The organism is Bradyrhizobium sp. WSM4872 (assembly GCF_055811715.1).
On sequence record NZ_JBVVPT010000027.1, the window covers coordinates 1 to 15447 of the forward strand.

Below are 15447 nucleotides of genomic sequence, written 5' to 3' on the forward strand. Positions count from 1 at the left end.
GGGGTGGGGTACGGCTCATGGTCTGAAGATCATAGCGAGATCGCCTCAATGTTCAATAGTTCTTGAACCAATTGACTCCCGGCTCGGCCCCACCGATAGTTCAATAATCGTTGAACATAGGAAATTCTCGGATGAGCGTATTCTGGTTAGCCTTGGCGGCCTTTGCGATCGGTACGGAAGGCTTTGTCATTGCAGGGCTTTTGCCGTCGATCGCAACTGACCTAGCGATTTCCGTCCCCGCCGCCGGCCAGTTGGTCACGGCCTACGCCCTCACCTACGCGGTCGGCTCGCCGATCCTGGCGGTGACTCTGAACAATATCGACCGCCGCACCGTGCTGGCTCTGGCGCTATCGACCTTCATCGCCGGAAACCTCGCGGCGATGGTTGCGTCGAATTACGCCTTGCTGCTGGCCTCGCGCATGTTGATGGCGCTGGGCTCCGGGCTGTGCATGCCGACCGCGCTCGCCGTATCCGTGGCCGTCGCCGCGCCTGAGCGACGCGGCCGTGCGGTGGCACTCGTCACCTCAGGCCTCACGGTTGCGACCGTGATCGGCGTTCCCCTCGGCAATCTCGTCGGCAGCCTGCTCGGCTGGCGTGCGACCTTTGCCATGGTCGCCCTGATCGGTGCCGTTGCGCTCGCCGGCCTCCTGCTCGGTCTGCCCCGCGGTCTGCCGCGCAACACGGCCTCGCTCGGCGAGCGGCTGGCTGTGGCGCGTCACCGCAATGTCCTGACGGCACTTCTGATCACGATTTTTTGGGCGCTCGGCGGCTTCACCGTGTTCACCTATTTCGCGGTCCCGCTGCGCGGCCTTGGATTCGATGCCTCGCAGATCAGCCTCGCACTGCTGGTGTTCGGCGGCGCCGCCGCGATCGGGAACATGCTCGGCGGCGTCCTGGCCGACCGGCTCGGCACGCTCGCCACAGCAGGTCTCGGGCTCGCGGGCATGGCCAGCGCGCTGATCCTGCATTCGCTGGTCCTGAAGCTGATGCCGGGACAGGCGCATTATGCGGTACTGGGCGCGATCTTCCTCTGGGGCATCTCGGGCTGGGCGTTCTACCCGGCCCAGGTCGCCAGCATCATCCGGATCGAGCCGCAGGCCTCGATGATCGCGCTCTCGCTCAACGCCTCGGCCATGTATCTCGGCTTTGCGATCGGCGGTGCCTTGGGCGGCGCCGTGCTTGCAGCGTGGAGCCCGGCCGATCTCGGCTGGGTCGGCGGATTGAGCGTTTCGGCGGCTCTTCTGGTGCATGTCGCCCGCGGCTGGCAGGCCCGGCCAAAACCGGTCAAAATTGCCGGTTGATGGGCGTTTTTCGGGGTTTCGCCGCCCCGAAAACTGTTCTAAGACCCACCCCGCGCGCGAGGGGGGACCACCGCGCTCTCGGCCAAAGGGACGCGCAGCAGGCGCGCCCTTTTTTTGTGCCCAAATTCCACTTCGGCGAGAGTTGATGCCCAAACGTACAGACATCACCACCATCCTGATCATCGGCGCCGGTCCCATCGTGATCGGCCAGGCCTGCGAGTTCGACTATTCGGGCACCCAGGCGGTGAAGACGCTGAAGGAAGAGGGCTATCGCATCGTCCTCGTCAATTCCAATCCGGCCACCATCATGACCGACCCGGAATTGGCCGATGCGACATATATCGAGCCGATCACGCCCGAGATCGTCGCGAAAATCATCGAGAAGGAACGTCACGTCATCCCCGGCGGCTTCGCGCTGCTGCCGACCATGGGCGGACAGACCGCGCTGAACTGCGCGCTGTCGCTGCGCCAGCAAGGTACGCTCGACAAGTTCGACGTCGAGATGATCGGCGCCACCGCGGACGCGATCGACAAGGCCGAGGACCGCCAGCTGTTCCGCGAGGCCATGACGAAGATCGGGCTCGAGACGCCGAAGTCGCGGCTCGCCAACGCCTCCGCCCTGAAGAAGTCCTTCCGCGACAAGTACCAGGCCGAACGCGCAAAGGCCTCGGGCGCGGCGCTCGCAGAGCTCGAGCGGCAGTGGACGCTTGGCGAGAGCGACCGTCGCAAGCGCTACCAGGAATATGCGCTCGGCCAGGCGCTGATGGCGCTCTCCGAGATCGGCCTGCCCGCGATCATCCGCCCCTCCTTCACCATGGGCGGCACCGGCGGCGGCATTGCCTACAACAAGGAAGAGTTCCTCGACATCATCGAGCGCGGCCTGGATGCGTCTCCCACCAACGAAGTGCTGATCGAAGAATCCGTGCTCGGCTGGAAAGAGTACGAGATGGAGGTGGTGCGCGACAAAAAGGACAATTGCATCATCGTCTGCTCGATCGAGAACCTCGATCCGATGGGCGTGCACACCGGTGATTCCATCACGGTGGCGCCGGCGCTGACGCTGACCGACAAGGAATACCAGATCATGCGCGACGCCTCGCTGGCGGTGCTGCGCGAGATCGGCGTCGAGACCGGCGGCTCCAACGTGCAGTTCGGCGTCAATCCCGAAGACGGCCGCATGGTCGTCATCGAGATGAATCCGCGCGTGTCGCGTTCCTCCGCCCTGGCTTCGAAAGCCACCGGCTTTCCGATCGCAAAGGTCGCCGCCAAGCTTGCGGTCGGCTATACGCTCGACGAAATCGCCAATGACATCACCGGCGGCGCCACCCCGGCCTCGTTCGAGCCGACGATCGACTATGTCGTCACCAAGGTGCCGCGTTTCGCCTTCGAGAAATTCCCCGGCGCCTCCACCACGCTGACCACGTCGATGAAGTCGGTCGGCGAAGTCATGGCGATCGGCCGCACCTTCCAGGAAAGCCTTCAGAAGGCATTGCGCGGGCTCGAAACCGGTCTCACCGGCCTCGACGAGATCGAGATCGAAGGTCTCGGCCGCGACGACGACAAGAATGCGATCCGCGCTGCGCTCGGCACGCCGACACCGAACCGGCTGCTCCAGGTCGCGCAGGCGATGCGGCTCGGCTGGTCGGACGAGGAGATCTTCAATTCCTGCAAGATCGATCCGTGGTTCCTCAGCGAGATGCGCGGCATCGTCGATATGGAAGCGAAGGTCCGCAAGAACGGCCTGCCAGGCAACGCCTTCGGCATGCGCACGCTCAAGGCCATGGGCTTCTCCGATGCCCGGCTCGCGGTGATCGCGGAGACGACTGAGGCCGAAGTCACGGCGAAGCGCCACGCGCTCGGCGTTCGCCCGGTTTACAAGCGCATCGACACCTGCGCGGCCGAGTTCGCCTCGCCCACCGCCTACATGTACTCGACCTATGAGGCGCCGTTCGCGGGCACGCCTGCGGACGAGAGCTCGCCGTCCGACAAGAAGAAGGTCATCATCCTCGGCGGCGGACCGAACCGCATCGGCCAGGGCATCGAGTTCGACTATTGCTGCTGTCACGCCTGCTTCGCGCTGCACGACGCCGGCTACGAATCCATCATGGTCAACTGCAACCCGGAGACGGTGTCGACCGACTACGACACGGCCGACCGGCTCTATTTCGAGCCGCTCACCGCCGAGGACGTGCTGGAGATCATCGCGAAGGAACGCACCAACGGCACGCTGCACGGCGTGATCGTGCAGTTCGGCGGCCAGACCCCGCTCAAGCTCGCGCGTGCGCTGGAAGCCGCCGAAGTGCCGATCCTCGGCACCTCGCCCGACGCCATCGACCTTGCGGAAGACCGCGACCGCTTCAAGCGGGTGCTCGACAAGCTGCGGCTGAAGCAGCCCAAGAACGGCATCGCCTATTCAGTCGAGCAAGCGCGCCTGGTCGCAACCGATCTCGGCCTGCCGCTGGTGGTGCGCCCGTCCTACGTGCTCGGCGGCCGCGCGATGCAAATCATCCGCGAGGAGAACCAGCTCAGCGATTACCTGCTCGGCACGCTGCCGGAGCTGGTGCCGGGCGACGTCAAGGCGCGCTACCCGAACGACAAGACCGGCCAGATCAACACCGTGCTCGGCAAGAACCCGCTGCTGTTCGACCGCTATCTGTCCGATGCGACCGAGATCGACGTCGACTGCCTCTGCGACGGCAAGGACACCTTCATCGTCGGCATCATGGAGCACATCGAGGAAGCCGGCATCCATTCCGGCGACAGCGCCTGCTCGCTGCCGCCGCACTCGCTGGACGACAAGATGATCGAGGAGCTGGAGCGGCAGACCCGCGAGCTGGCGCTCGGCCTCGACGTGGTCGGCCTGATGAACGTGCAATACGCCATCAAGGACGGCGAGATCTACGTGCTCGAAGTCAATCCGCGCGCCTCGCGCACGGTGCCCTTTGTCGCCAAGGTGGTCGGCACGCCGGTTGCGAAGATCGCGGCGCGCATCATGGCCGGCGAGAAGCTTGCCGATTTCAAGCTGAAGAAGGCGAACTTCGAGCATGTCGGCGTGAAGGAATCGGTATTTCCGTTCGCCCGTTTCCCCGGCGTCGATACCGTGCTCGGCCCTGAGATGCGCTCGACCGGCGAGGTCATGGGCATCGACCGCTCCTTTGCGGTGGCGTTCGCCAAGAGCCAGCTCGGCGGCGGCACGCGGGTGCCGCGCAAGGGCACGGTGTTCGTCTCGGTTCGCGAGAGCGACAAGACGCGCATCACCGAGGCCGTTCGCGAGCTGCATTCGCTCGGCTTCAAGGTGCTGGCGACGTCGGGCACGGCCCGCTTCCTGACCGACCAGGGCATCCCGACCGAGAAGGTGAACAAGGTGCTGGAGGGCCGGCCGCACATCGTCGACGCCATTACCAATGGCGACGTCCAGCTCGTCTTCAACACCACCGAAGGCCCGCAGGCGCTCGCCGACAGCCGTTCTCTGCGGCGCGCGGCCCTCTTGCATAAAGTGCCGTATTACACCACTCTTTCCGGGGCCGTGGCGGCCGCGCAGGGCATCCGCGCCTATCTGGGCGGGGACCTTGAGGTTCGGACCCTGCAGAGCTACTTTTCGGAAACCTGATCGCGAGCAGGAGGCCCAATCTCCCGCTAAGTGATTGGCGATGAAGCCAATATGGCCGGAGGAACTGTCCGGCCATATGGTTGTTCTGTTCCGGCGCCAAGCCCATATGAACGTTCGGCGGCAAGCGCTTGAGCCCCCGGACAGACTGACGAATCAAGTTGCGTGCGCGCTGACATTTCAGGGCGCGCGCGACCGAAGGACGAGAGAAGAGATGGAAAAGGTACCGATGACAGCGGGCGGCTTTGCCGCGCTCGGGGAAGAACTGAAGAAGCGCCAGTCGGAGGACCGTCCGCGTATCATCGAGCATATCGCCGAGGCGCGCTCGCACGGAGACCTGTCGGAAAACGCGGAATACCACGCCGCGAAGGAAGAGCAGTCCCACAATGAAGGCCGCATCGCCGAGCTCGAGGACAAGCTGGCGCGCGCTGACATCATCGACATCTCAAAGCTGTCCGGCGACACCATCAAGTTCGGCGCGACCGTGACACTGGTCGACGAGGACACCGAGAAGAAGACGGTGTGGCAGATCGTCGGCGAGGTCGAGGCCGACGCCAAGAAGGGCCGCATCTCCATCACCTCGCCGCTCGCGCGCGCGCTGATCGGCAAGAAGAAGGGCTCAACCGTCGAGGTCAACGCACCCGGCGGCGCCAAGGCTTACGAGATCACCAAGGTCGAGTGGCGGTAGCGATTTGCCGTTGCGTTTGATTTGAAAAGGCCGCGCGATGCGCGGCCCTTTTTGTTGCTGCATGTTGCGGGGAATGTGAGGTGAAGCGCTCACTCAGCCCTGGTGTCCCGGACGCTCTGCAGCGCACCGCTGAAGAAGCGTTGCGCTGCGTCCGGGGCACGAGATCGCGCTACCTTCGTCCCCTCACGTCGAGCGGCACGGCCGCCTCGTATTTCGAATTGTGCAGCACCAGCGAGGTCCGCACGTTGCGGACGTGCGGAGCGGCGGTCAAATGGGTGACGAAATCCTGGAAGGTAGCCATGTCGGGGGCGACGCATTTCAGGATGAAATCGACTTCGCCCGACAGCATCCAGCACTCGCGCACCAGCGGCTCGGCGCGGACGAACTCCTCGAAGGCGCGCAAATCCGCCTCGGCCTGGCTGGAGAGGTGCACTGCCGCAAACACCGTGACGTCGAAGCCGAGCTTGCGTGCGTCCAGAAGCCCGCGATAGCCGTGGATATACCCCTCCTCCTCCAGCGCCCGGACTCGGCGCAGGCAGGGCGGTGGCGAAATGCCGACGCGCTTGGCCAGCTCGACATTTGTGATTCGACCGTCGGCCTGAATCTCGGTGAGAATCTTCAGGTCGATCTCGTCTAGGTTCCGCGACACGTGATTGGAACTCCTGGCCTTTGCGGCGGTATTGGTGGGTCTATCGCAATCCTCATAGCGCAGACGGCGCACTCGGCGCAATTTTATTGCGCGTGCAGCGCAATCGACTTTTGTTCCCTGTTGGAAAAATCCGCCGACAGGGAATGCAATTCTTGCATAGCTCACCAGAAGGCTTAGATTACCTCTGATATTTCAGCGCCTCCGCGAGGCCTCCCGGCACGTTCCGCGCCCGCGCTGCAGTCCCCCGTGAAAGGCATCTGTCGAAATGTCCGCCGCTGTCCATGCAAAGGTCGTCATCATCGGCTCCGGCCCCGCCGGCTACACGGCGGCGATCTATGCCGCGCGCGCGATGCTCGAGCCGATCCTGATCCAGGGCATCCAGGCGGGCGGCCAGCTCACCATCACCACCGACGTCGAGAACTATCCGGGTTTCGCCGACGTGATCCAGGGCCCCTGGCTGATGGAGCAGATGGAGAAACAGGCGCTGCATGTGGGCACCCAGATCAAGACCGACCTGGTGACAAAGCTCGACACCTCGCAGCGACCTTTTCGCCTGACCTGCGATAGCGGTGACCTCTATCTCGCCGACACGGTGATCCTCGCCACCGGCGCCCAGGCGCGCTGGCTCGGGCTGCCGTCCGAAGCGAAATTCCTGGGCGGCGGCGTGTCGGCCTGCGCCACCTGCGACGGCTTCTTCTACCGCAACAAGGAAGTCGTGGTGGTCGGCGGCGGCAATACCGCGGTCGAGGAAGCCCTGTATCTCACCAACCATGCCTCGCAGGTCACCATCGTGCATCGCCGCGATCACTTCCGCGCCGAACGCATCCTGCAGGAGCGTCTGTTCAAGCACCCGAAGATCAAGGTGGTCTGGGACTCAGCCGTCGACGAGATCTGCGGCACCGAGAATCCGAACAAGGTCACCCATGTGCGACTGAAGAACGTCAAAACCGGCGCCTTGACCGACGTGCCGACCGACGGCGTCTTCGTCGCCATCGGGCATGCCCCTGCGACCGAACTCGTTGCCGGCCAGATCAAGTTGAAACCGTCGGGCTATGTCGAGGTCGCCCCGAACTCGACCGCCACCTCGGTCCCCGGCCTGTTCGCCGCCGGCGACGTCGCCGACGAGACCTATCGTCAAGCGGTCACCGCGGCCGGCCTCGGCTGCATGGCGGCGCTCGAGGCGGAACGATTTTTGGCCCTGCGCGCCAGCGAGCGCGCGGCAGCGGAATAGACATCATGGCAAGAACACGCGACGGATTTACGGATATGGACTGGGACAAGCTGAAGGTGTTTCACGCCGCAGCGGAAGCGGGCAGCTTCACGCACGCGGGCGAGCAGCTCGGCCTGTCGCAATCGGCGGTGTCACGCCAGGTCTCGGCACTGGAACAGGAGCTCTCGGTCTCGCTGTTCCACCGCCACGCTCGCGGCCTGATCCTCACCGAACAGGGCGACCTCCTGTTCCGCACCGCCCATGACGTGTTCATGCAGCTGCAGGCGGCGCGCGCGAAACTGACCGACAGCCGCGAGCGGCCGAGCGGCGATCTCAAGATCACCACCACGCCCGGCGTCGGCATCAACTGGCTGATCCCCAGGCTCGGCGAATTCACCGCGCTCTATCCGGAAATCCGGATCTCGCTGATCGTCACCGACGAGGAGCTCGATCTCTCGATGCGGGAGGCCGACGTCGCGATCCGCACCCGCAAGCCGACGCAGCCGGATCTCATCCAGCGCAAGCTGTTCGCGATGGGCTTCCACGCCTATTGCTCGCCCGATTACATCAAGCGCTTCGGCACGCCGCGCACGCTGGAGGAGCTCGACTCCCACCGCATCATCACGCTCTCCGACGGCAACTTCGCGCCGCATCTTCAGAACCGCAATTGGCTGGTCGAAGCGGGGCGCAACGGCTCGGGTCCGCGCGAAGCCTATTTCAGGGTCAACAACATTCTCGGCCTCGTCCGCGCGTGTCAGCAGGGCCTCGGCATCGCCGCGCTGCCGGACTATCTGATCGAAGAACAGAGCCGCCTCGTGCAGCTGTTCGGCGAATCGGATTCGATCCAGCTCGATACGTATTTTGTTTATCCGGAAGAGCTGAAGACGGTCGCGCGCGTGCAAGTGTTCCGCGACTTCGTGGTGAGCAAGGCGCAGCGCTGGCCGTCCTGATTTCCGCATGTCAGACATGCGGCTCGGACGCTTGATGCATGGCGCGAAGCTAGCCCATAATCTCTTCACGCTGAGCCTTCGCGTTGCGCATTTGTCCCCCTCCTCCAGTGGCGCGGGAGTTCAGTAATCCCTCTTGGAAGGTGATTGTGTCGGCCTCACGTGGCCAATACCTTAAGCCGGGCTCGATCGAGCCCGGCTTTTTTTTGGCGGATTCGGCCTTCGCCCTCCACGTGTATTGACAGTTCCATGCTTACCCCGCATCATTTGCGAATGATCACGAAGTCGTGCGCAATCTCATCGCAGGCAATCGCCTCGAAAAAAGAGCCCCATCTGGGGACCTCGGATTTTTGCGCGCGCTAACAGCCTTCGTCATCGCGAGCCGAACTTCGAAAGCCCCGCCGCCTGGACGGGGTTTTTTCATGTGCCCTCGTCTCAGGATCTTTCCCGAGAAGGAGATGGAACATGACCGGACTACAGGAACAATTGCACGGGCTCTGGCTGCCGCTGGTGACGCCGTTTCGCGACGGCGCCCTCGACGAGAGGTCGCTGTGCCGGCTGATACGGCATTACAGCGGACAGGCCGTCGACGGCTTCATCCTGGGAGCGACCTCCGGTGAAGGCATGACGCTGCGCCACGTCGAACTCGAACGCCTCGTCGCCATCGTGCGCGACGAGCTGGCCACCGGCCACAGCAAGATTCCGATCTGCCTCGGACTGTCAGGCGCCGATACCTCGCGGCTGAAGGAGCGTCTCGACGAGACCGCGGATTGGCCGATCGACGGTTATCTGATCGCGAGCCCGTATTATGTGCGGCCGTCGCAGCGCGGCCTGCTGGCGCATTTCGAAGCGCTCGCCGATCACGCCGCCTGGCCGCTCGCGCTCTACAACATCCCCTATCGCACCTCGGTCAACATCACCAACCAGACGCTGCTGCGGCTTGCCGGGCATCCGAACATCATCGGCCTGAAGGATTGCGGCGCGAGCCGCGAGCAATCCATCGCGCTGCTGCGCGACCGCCCTGCGGACTTTCGCGTGCTGACGGGCGAGGACGCGAATTATTTCGAGGCGCTCAGTGACGGCGCCGACGGCGGCATCGTGCTGTCAGCCCATCTCGAGACCGCGACGTTTGCGGCTGTCCATGCCGAGCTGAAGCGCGGCAACCATGATGTTGCGCTGGCGCGCTGGCAGGAGGTCGCGGACCTGACGCGCCTGTTGTTCGCCGAGCCCAGTCCCGCGCCGGCAAAATACTGGCTGTGGCGCGCGGGTCTCATCGATAGCCCCGAAGTGCGCCTGCCGATGGTCGAGATCGGCAGCGAACTCGCCGTCCAGATCGATCGCGAGATCGAGCGGCGGATGCAAGTCGCGGCGTAGCTGATAGCCCCTCACCCCGCCCTCTCCCCGTAAGAACGAGGAGAGGGAGTGAGAGAGAGCGTGCCGTGGTTAACCACGCCCCAACGGCCTTCGCTGCTGCCGCATGGCGCAGCTACGGCTCGTTTACGCAATCGCGGCTACCGTCTTCATTCAAAGTCTTTTCAAATGGGGGAATGATCATGGGGCAACGCATCCGCCCGACGGCGGCAGACATGTTCGCGTCCGCCGATTTCTTGCGGGGAATTGTGGTGGTGTCGTCGTTCGGCTTCTGGGCGGTGATGCTCGGCCTGATGCCGGTGCTGGTGTTTCGAGTGTGGCTGGCGTGATGCCTGCGCAGACCCGGATGGTTAACCCGTGGTAGCACCTGTGTTCGAAAGCGCGCGAAACTGCGACCCGGAATTTTAAAACATCACGCGTAGCGTTCATGCCCATAAGCGAAGAAATCGCGGGGGCGTTTGTGAATAGTCATAACGAAGTGGCGTCGCATTACGACGCTGGACAGCAGGGCTTCACCACCGAGGACATTCTCTGGGCCGCCGGCATCTGGTCGGTGATCCTCACTTTGTCGCCGGTAATCGTGTTCTACATGCTGATGGTGGCCTAGCGGCAAAGTCATCTTCCCAAAAACGCAAAACGCGCGGATGTCCGCGCGTTTTTCGTCCGGGGAATGATTTATGAAAAATTATGCCGCCTGCTTGTGCATTGCGCCGGACGCCGACGCCGTGCCGCGAATAGCCTTTACCGAACGATCGATCGCCGCCCACAGCCTTGCGATTTCCTGGGCCGCACGACTCTCGGCCTGATATTCCCGCGCGCCCTCGCCGTGGCTCAGCGCCATCAGCAGATCCGAACGGTTGGTGATCTGGCCGCCCCACACCGGAGCACGGAACTTCGCCAGCGCTTCGCGGGCAATGGTGACGATCGGGCTTTCGGACTCGTCGCGGCGCGCCGGCGCACCGTTGAGCACGACCGCATAGGGCTTGCGCGCCGCACGGCACATCTGGATGGTTTCCTGCACCGCGTTGACGTCGAACACGCCGGGACGGGCGGGAATCACCACCATGGTGGCATTGCGGATGGCATCGTCGACGACGGCCGACAGGTTTGGCGGCGTGTCGATCAACACCCATTCATAACCGTCGCGCTTGGCAGCGGAGACGATGCCGCTGACCGAGTTCACCGCGGACTTGATCGGCGGCTCGTTGGTGCCACGCAGCTTGTGCCACAGCGTGAGCGAGCCTTGCGGATCCGCATCGACGAGCAGGATCGGCTTGGTCGCCTTGATCTGCGCGGCGAGATGCGCGGCCAGCGTACTCTTGCCTGAGCCACCTTTACGCGATGCAAAAACAATAACGTTCATACCTCTGCCTCCAGATTGACCCCAGGCGGCGAAAATGAATCACCGCGGTGATTCGGGAAAGAAAAATTTATCATAAGTTATGTCGGCGCCATGAAATAACAAAGCGCGTTGGCTTTTGAGTCACACTGCTGCGTGCGACGACGGCTTCACGCCGGCAATCGTGCATTTATTGAGCAGTCCGGCGGGAAAAAATGGAATGCAACCTCGCCGCGCAAACCATTCCGTGACTCGTTTTCCATCCCGCCTTGTCGCAAGCGTCCGCACAGGAAGGCGAACAAAACGAGTCCGGTGGCTGGTGTGGGGCTGATGCCTGGGTCAGTTTGACTCAGGGGCGAGCGAACGAGGGGCCGGACACGCAAATGCCCGGGACTTCAAACGCACTGCGCGCTGTGGCCCGGGCATGATCGAGTTTCAAAAAGGGAACGCCGTGCCCGCGCTCAGCCTTCGCTGGATTTCTTCTTCTTGGCCGTCTTCGTGCTCTTCTTCGTGGGCTTAGGGGCGATGCTGGTCGGCTTGCCGGCGCGGGGCGCGGCCGCCATGCCCGGCTCCGGCCCCGGCCGGAAGAACACCCGGCACTGCGGCGAGAGCTGCGACTTCTTCTGGATCATGCAGGCGGTAATGGCGTCGACGTTCGGAACGAACTCGCCGCACAGCCGCATCGCGTCGGGGGTGCAGGCCTGCTGCTCCTCCTGGGAGTAGGCAAAGCCTTCACCCGGATGGATCAGGACGGCCAGGGCGATCCCCGTGATCGCGGCAGCAAAGGTTTTCTTGAAACGGAACGCCGGCATCGATCCCCCCAAATGTCGAGTCGGAGCGGATAGTGGGTGAACGGGGGTTCGTTGGCAACGAGGCGAGATGCGAAAGGCGGGACGTGTGCGGTCTCGGCAACAGGGTGCCCCCAAGAACAAAAACGCGAAAACAACCCCATGCACAGTAGCCAAGTCCATGTCCCCATTGGACTTTGCGGATCGCAGTCTGCGGATTTTACGAAATCGCATTTGACTCGTCGGGCAAAACAGGAGCATCATGCCATCATCACAGAACGTGCGTGGGGTGGTCGGCTTGTCTCCTGCGCTGGTCGAAAGCGTGAGCGGGACGGAGACGATTGCATGGAGGGAAATGAGGCGGAGCTGCCGCTGTCGGGCGTGACGGTGGTCTCGCTCGAGCAGGCGATCGCGGCTCCTCTTGCCAGCCGGCATCTCGCGGACTGGGGCGCGCGCGTCATCAAGATCGAGCGGCCGGGCGATGGCGATTTCTGCCGCGACTACGATCACGTGATGAACGGGATGTCGAGCCAGTTCGTCTGGACCAACAGGTCGAAGGAGAGCCTCGCCATCGACATCAAGAGTCCTGATGGTCAGGAGGTGCTCGAGGCCCTGCTGCCGCAGGCCGACGTCTTCATTCAGAACCTGGCGCCCGGCGCGGCGGAGCGGCTGGGCCTCGATGCCGCATCGCTCCTGCAAAAATTTCCCCGGATCATCGCCTGCGACGTTTCGGGCTATGGCGCGGGCGGCCCCTACAGCAACAAGAAGGCCTACGATCTCCTGGTGCAGTGCGAGGCCGGCGTCCTCGCCATCAACGGCACCGAGGCGGAGCCCGCCAAGGTCGGACTTTCGGTGGTCGATATCGCCACCGGCATGTACATCCTCAACGGCGTGCTGATGGCGCTGTATCGCCGCGAGCGGACCGGCAAGGGCACCGCCTTCCAGGCCTCGCTGTTCGATTCCATCACGGACTGGATGAGCTATCCCGCCTTCTACACGCAGAGTACGGGCCGGCCGCTGCCCCGAACCGGAGCCAGGCACGCAACGATAGCGCCGTACGGCCCTTTCCGCGTCGGCGACGGCAACACGATCTTCTTCGGCATCCAGAACGACCGGGAATGGCGATCGCTGTGCGCCATCGTGCTTGGCGAGGCGGCCTTTGCCGATCACCCCCGCTTCCGCACCAATCCGCTGCGCATGCAGAACAGGGACGATCTGCAGGTCCATATCGAGCAACGTTTTGCGGCGATGACCAGTGACGAGGTGCTGCGGCTGCTCGACGAGGCCTCGATCGCCAACGCGCATCTGAATTCGGTCGAGGCGTTCCTGGAGCATGAGCAGCTCCGCTCCCGCGCCCGGGTGCAAACGGTGGGATCTCCATGCGGTCCGGTGATGAGCTTCCTGCCGGCTCTCACCATTCCCGGCCTGTCGCCCCGGATGGATCCGGTGCCTGACGTCGGGCAGCACAACCCATCCATCCTCAGCGAGCTCGGTCTGGCAAAGGAGACATGACCATGGCGCCTCAACGGCCGACGCGGGTTTATCTGGCCGTTCCCGCGCATCGCTCCCGTCTCGTCGCCAAGGCGGCTGCCTCGGCCGCGGATGCGGTGTTCATGGATCTCGAGGACGCCGTGCCGCCGTCCGAGAAGAGCACGGCACTGGAGGAAGCCGCGGGGGCGCTGTCCTCGCTGGATTGGGGCAGCAAGGTCGTCGCCGTCAGGCTCAACGCCGTCGACAGCCCCTTCATCGCCCAGGAAATCCGCAAGCTCGCTGCGCTGCCCCGGCTGGATTCGGTGATCGTGCCGAAGGCGGAACGCCCGAGTGATATCGCCGCCATTGCCGATCAGCTGCGCGCGGCCGCGCCGGGTCGCCCCTCGCCTGTGGCGCTCGAACTGCTGATCGAGACCGCGCTGGGTCTGGTCAATGTCGACGCGCTCGCCGCCGCGCACGACAGCGTCGCGGCCCTTCATCTCGGTGTCGGCGATTTCGCGGCGTCGATCGGCGCCCGCTCCTCGGAAATCGGCGCGTCGCCGGACGGCTACCGGCATGTGGGCTCCGCCCAGAGCGGCTATGCCTCCGCCCCGCTCGATCTGTTCGCCTATCCGATGATGCGCCTGCTGGTGGCCGCGCGCGCGTTCGGCCTGCGCGCCATTGACGGTCCGTGCGGCGCGTTCCGGGATGCCAGACTGACGGAAAGCAGCGCGCTCAAGGCGGCTGCGATGGGTTTCGACGGCAAGCAGGTGATCCATCCCGACCAGATCGAACCGACGCTGCGGGCGTTCGTCCCGTCCGACACTGAGCTCGCGCACGCGCGGCGCGTGGTCGAGGCCATGGAGCAAGCCGAGGCGCAGGGCCAGGGCGCGGTGACCCTCGACGGCAAGATGATCGACTATGCCAATGTCCGCATGGCGCGCCGGATCATCGAGATGGGGTCGTAGCGGCGCATGGCCACCATGCTGATCGTCGCGCCGGTGTTTGCGCTGATCGCGGCCGGCTATGCCGCGGTGCTGTTTCGCTTCGTCTCCGAAACCGCGCACAAGGGCATCAGCGAATTCGCCTTCAGCATCGCGATCCCCGCGCTGCTGTTCCGCACCATCGTCGTCTCGGAATTTTCCGGCGTCAGCCCGTGGCGGATGTGGGGCGCCTATTACGGCGCGCTCGCGCTGACCTGGATCGCGGCACTCGTGCTCTCGGCGCTGCTGCGGCAGCGGCGCGAGGACCGCGAGGACGGCGTCGTGTTCGCGATCGGCTCGGTCTACGGCAACATCGTGATGCTCGGCATTCCCCTGACGCTGTCGGCGCTGGGCAACGAGGCGGCAGGACCGATGGCGCTGATCCTGTCGGTGAACACGCCGCTGCTCTGGCTTTGCGGCACGCTGCAGATGGAGCTGGTCGACCGCAAGCAGACCGCCTCGGCCGCGTCGCTGATCCTGCCGGTGCTGCTGGATCTCGCCCGCAACCCGATCATGCTGGCGATCGGCATTGGCCTGCTCTGGCGCCTCACCGGCCTCGGGCTCCATCCCGTCGTCGACCGGACCGTCGAGCTGTTGGCGCAAGCGGGTTCGCCGGCGGCGCTGATCGCGCTCGGCATCAATTTGTTCAGGTTCGAGGTCAAGGGCGAGATGTTGAGCGTCGTCGTGATGAGCGCAGTCAAACTGCTGGCGATGCCGGCAGCCGCTTTCGTGCTGGCAAAACTGCTCGACCTGCCGCCGCTCGCGGCCGGCGTCGTCGTGCTGTTCGCGGCGATGCCGACCGGCGCGAATGCGTATATCTTCGCGGTGCAGTATCAGCGGCTGGTGAACCCGGTGTCGGGCGCGGTGGCGCTGGGCACGCTGCTGGCGGCGGTGACGCTGCCGGTGGTGGTGTGGGTGGTGGCGAGGTAGCTCTCCAACGGCCCGTCCTGCGCTGAACAACTACGAGGCGTGACAAGCGCGCCCCGCATGCGAGGCCCGGACGCGCGGCCGTGACGTGTCACTCAGGGGGTGAACAACCGAAGGTGCAGTTTCCGCTTGACCTGTCACGGCGGTTTGGACACGCTGGAGCTGCA

The 15447-nt window shown here is 64.2% G+C and carries 14 protein-coding genes; 11 read left to right on the forward strand and 3 right to left on the reverse strand.

What is annotated here, in order from left to right:
* Window positions 1-131 precede the first annotated feature (131 nt).
* The 3 genes from AC0L3C_RS27775 to greA all read left to right on the forward strand — a co-directional run bounded on the left by AC0L3C_RS27775 (window position 132) and on the right by greA (window position 5596).
* Window positions 132-1301 (forward strand): MFS transporter, encoded by a 1170-nt coding sequence (locus tag AC0L3C_RS27775; protein WP_473278561.1) that lies wholly within the window; start codon window positions 132-134, stop codon window positions 1299-1301.
* Window positions 1302-1446: 145 nt separating this feature from the next.
* On the forward strand, window positions 1447-4911 hold the full coding sequence (gene carB / locus AC0L3C_RS27780) for a carbamoyl-phosphate synthase large subunit (protein WP_473262652.1): 3465 nt from the start codon (window positions 1447-1449) through the stop codon (window positions 4909-4911).
* A gap of 211 nt (window positions 4912-5122) precedes the next feature.
* Complete coding sequence (greA, locus tag AC0L3C_RS27785; RefSeq protein ID WP_007596674.1) at window positions 5123-5596, forward strand: transcription elongation factor GreA; 474 nt, start codon at window positions 5123-5125, stop codon at window positions 5594-5596.
* Window positions 5597-5765: 169 nt separating this feature from the next.
* Here the strand turns inward: greA and AC0L3C_RS27790 are convergent, their stop codons facing one another.
* The gene (locus AC0L3C_RS27790; protein ID WP_007596676.1) at window positions 5766-6245 is read right to left on the reverse strand and encodes an Lrp/AsnC family transcriptional regulator; all 480 of its coding nucleotides are present in this window, start codon (window positions 6243-6245) and stop codon (window positions 5766-5768) included.
* 265 nt (window positions 6246-6510) lie between these two features.
* On the opposite strand from AC0L3C_RS27790, the gene trxB reads away from it, so the two are divergent.
* The 5 genes from trxB to AC0L3C_RS27815 all read left to right on the forward strand — a co-directional run bounded on the left by trxB (window position 6511) and on the right by AC0L3C_RS27815 (window position 10380).
* Complete coding sequence (trxB, locus tag AC0L3C_RS27795; RefSeq protein ID WP_473409516.1) at window positions 6511-7476, forward strand: thioredoxin-disulfide reductase; 966 nt, start codon at window positions 6511-6513, stop codon at window positions 7474-7476.
* A gap of 5 nt (window positions 7477-7481) precedes the next feature.
* Window positions 7482-8405 (forward strand): LysR family transcriptional regulator, encoded by a 924-nt coding sequence (locus AC0L3C_RS27800; RefSeq protein ID WP_007614700.1) that lies wholly within the window; start codon window positions 7482-7484, stop codon window positions 8403-8405.
* A 462-nt stretch (window positions 8406-8867) separates the two neighbouring features.
* Window positions 8868-9776 carry a 4-hydroxy-tetrahydrodipicolinate synthase family protein gene (locus AC0L3C_RS27805; protein WP_473409517.1) on the forward strand — a complete coding sequence of 303 codons (909 nt, stop codon included), beginning with the start codon at window positions 8868-8870 and terminating at the stop codon, window positions 9774-9776.
* Window positions 9777-9841: 65 nt separating this feature from the next.
* A complete protein-coding gene (locus tag AC0L3C_RS27810) occupies window positions 9842-10102 on the forward strand; it encodes a hypothetical protein (RefSeq protein WP_473262649.1) in 261 nt (86 codons plus the stop codon).
* 98 nt (window positions 10103-10200) lie between these two features.
* On the forward strand, window positions 10201-10380 hold the full coding sequence (locus AC0L3C_RS27815; protein WP_027565323.1) for a hypothetical protein: 180 nt from the start codon (window positions 10201-10203) through the stop codon (window positions 10378-10380).
* A 78-nt stretch (window positions 10381-10458) separates the two neighbouring features.
* On the opposite strand, the gene AC0L3C_RS27820 is transcribed toward AC0L3C_RS27815, so the two are convergent.
* Window positions 10459-11136: an AAA family ATPase gene (locus AC0L3C_RS27820; protein WP_473409518.1), complete on the reverse strand. Its 678-nt coding sequence runs from the start codon at window positions 11134-11136 to the stop codon at window positions 10459-10461.
* A 437-nt stretch (window positions 11137-11573) separates the two neighbouring features.
* A complete protein-coding gene (locus AC0L3C_RS27825) occupies window positions 11574-11924 on the reverse strand; it encodes a hypothetical protein (protein ID WP_473262648.1) in 351 nt (116 codons plus the stop codon).
* A 321-nt stretch (window positions 11925-12245) separates the two neighbouring features.
* Between AC0L3C_RS27825 and AC0L3C_RS27830 the strand changes: the two genes are divergently transcribed.
* From AC0L3C_RS27830 to AC0L3C_RS27840, 3 genes are read left to right on the forward strand one after another with little or no spacing between them, the layout of a single operon-like run.
* A complete protein-coding gene (locus AC0L3C_RS27830) occupies window positions 12246-13412 on the forward strand; it encodes a CaiB/BaiF CoA transferase family protein (RefSeq protein ID WP_473409519.1) in 1167 nt (388 codons plus the stop codon).
* A 2-nt stretch (window positions 13413-13414) separates the two neighbouring features.
* Window positions 13415-14338 carry an HpcH/HpaI aldolase/citrate lyase family protein gene (locus tag AC0L3C_RS27835; protein WP_473409520.1) on the forward strand — a complete coding sequence of 308 codons (924 nt, stop codon included), beginning with the start codon at window positions 13415-13417 and terminating at the stop codon, window positions 14336-14338.
* Window positions 14339-14344: 6 nt separating this feature from the next.
* Window positions 14345-15283, forward strand: coding sequence for an AEC family transporter (locus AC0L3C_RS27840; RefSeq protein WP_473409521.1), 939 nt, complete (start codon window positions 14345-14347; stop codon window positions 15281-15283).
* The last annotated feature ends 164 nt before the right edge of the window (window positions 15284-15447 follow it).

Excerpts from the sequence above, each read along its gene's own strand:
- AC0L3C_RS27775 (WP_473278561.1), top strand. The coding sequence starts at position 132 with ATGAGCGTATTCTGGTTAGCCTTGGCGGCCTTTGCGATCGGTACGGAA.
- carB (WP_473262652.1), top strand. The coding sequence starts at position 1,447 with ATGCCCAAACGTACAGACATCACCACCATCCTGATCATCGGCGCCGGT.
- greA (WP_007596674.1), top strand. The coding sequence starts at position 5,123 with ATGGAAAAGGTACCGATGACAGCGGGCGGCTTTGCCGCGCTCGGGGAA.
- trxB (WP_473409516.1), top strand. The coding sequence starts at position 6,511 with ATGTCCGCCGCTGTCCATGCAAAGGTCGTCATCATCGGCTCCGGCCCC.
- AC0L3C_RS27800 (WP_007614700.1), top strand. The coding sequence starts at position 7,482 with ATGGCAAGAACACGCGACGGATTTACGGATATGGACTGGGACAAGCTG.
- AC0L3C_RS27805 (WP_473409517.1), top strand. The coding sequence starts at position 8,868 with ATGACCGGACTACAGGAACAATTGCACGGGCTCTGGCTGCCGCTGGTG.
- AC0L3C_RS27815 (WP_027565323.1), top strand. The coding sequence starts at position 10,201 with ATGCCCATAAGCGAAGAAATCGCGGGGGCGTTTGTGAATAGTCATAAC.
- AC0L3C_RS27820 (WP_473409518.1), bottom strand. The coding sequence starts at position 11,136 with ATGAACGTTATTGTTTTTGCATCGCGTAAAGGTGGCTCAGGCAAGAGT.
- AC0L3C_RS27825 (WP_473262648.1), bottom strand. The coding sequence starts at position 11,924 with ATGCCGGCGTTCCGTTTCAAGAAAACCTTTGCTGCCGCGATCACGGGG.
- AC0L3C_RS27830 (WP_473409519.1), top strand. The coding sequence starts at position 12,246 with ATGGAGGGAAATGAGGCGGAGCTGCCGCTGTCGGGCGTGACGGTGGTC.
- AC0L3C_RS27835 (WP_473409520.1), top strand. The coding sequence starts at position 13,415 with ATGGCGCCTCAACGGCCGACGCGGGTTTATCTGGCCGTTCCCGCGCAT.
- AC0L3C_RS27840 (WP_473409521.1), top strand. The coding sequence starts at position 14,345 with ATGGCCACCATGCTGATCGTCGCGCCGGTGTTTGCGCTGATCGCGGCC.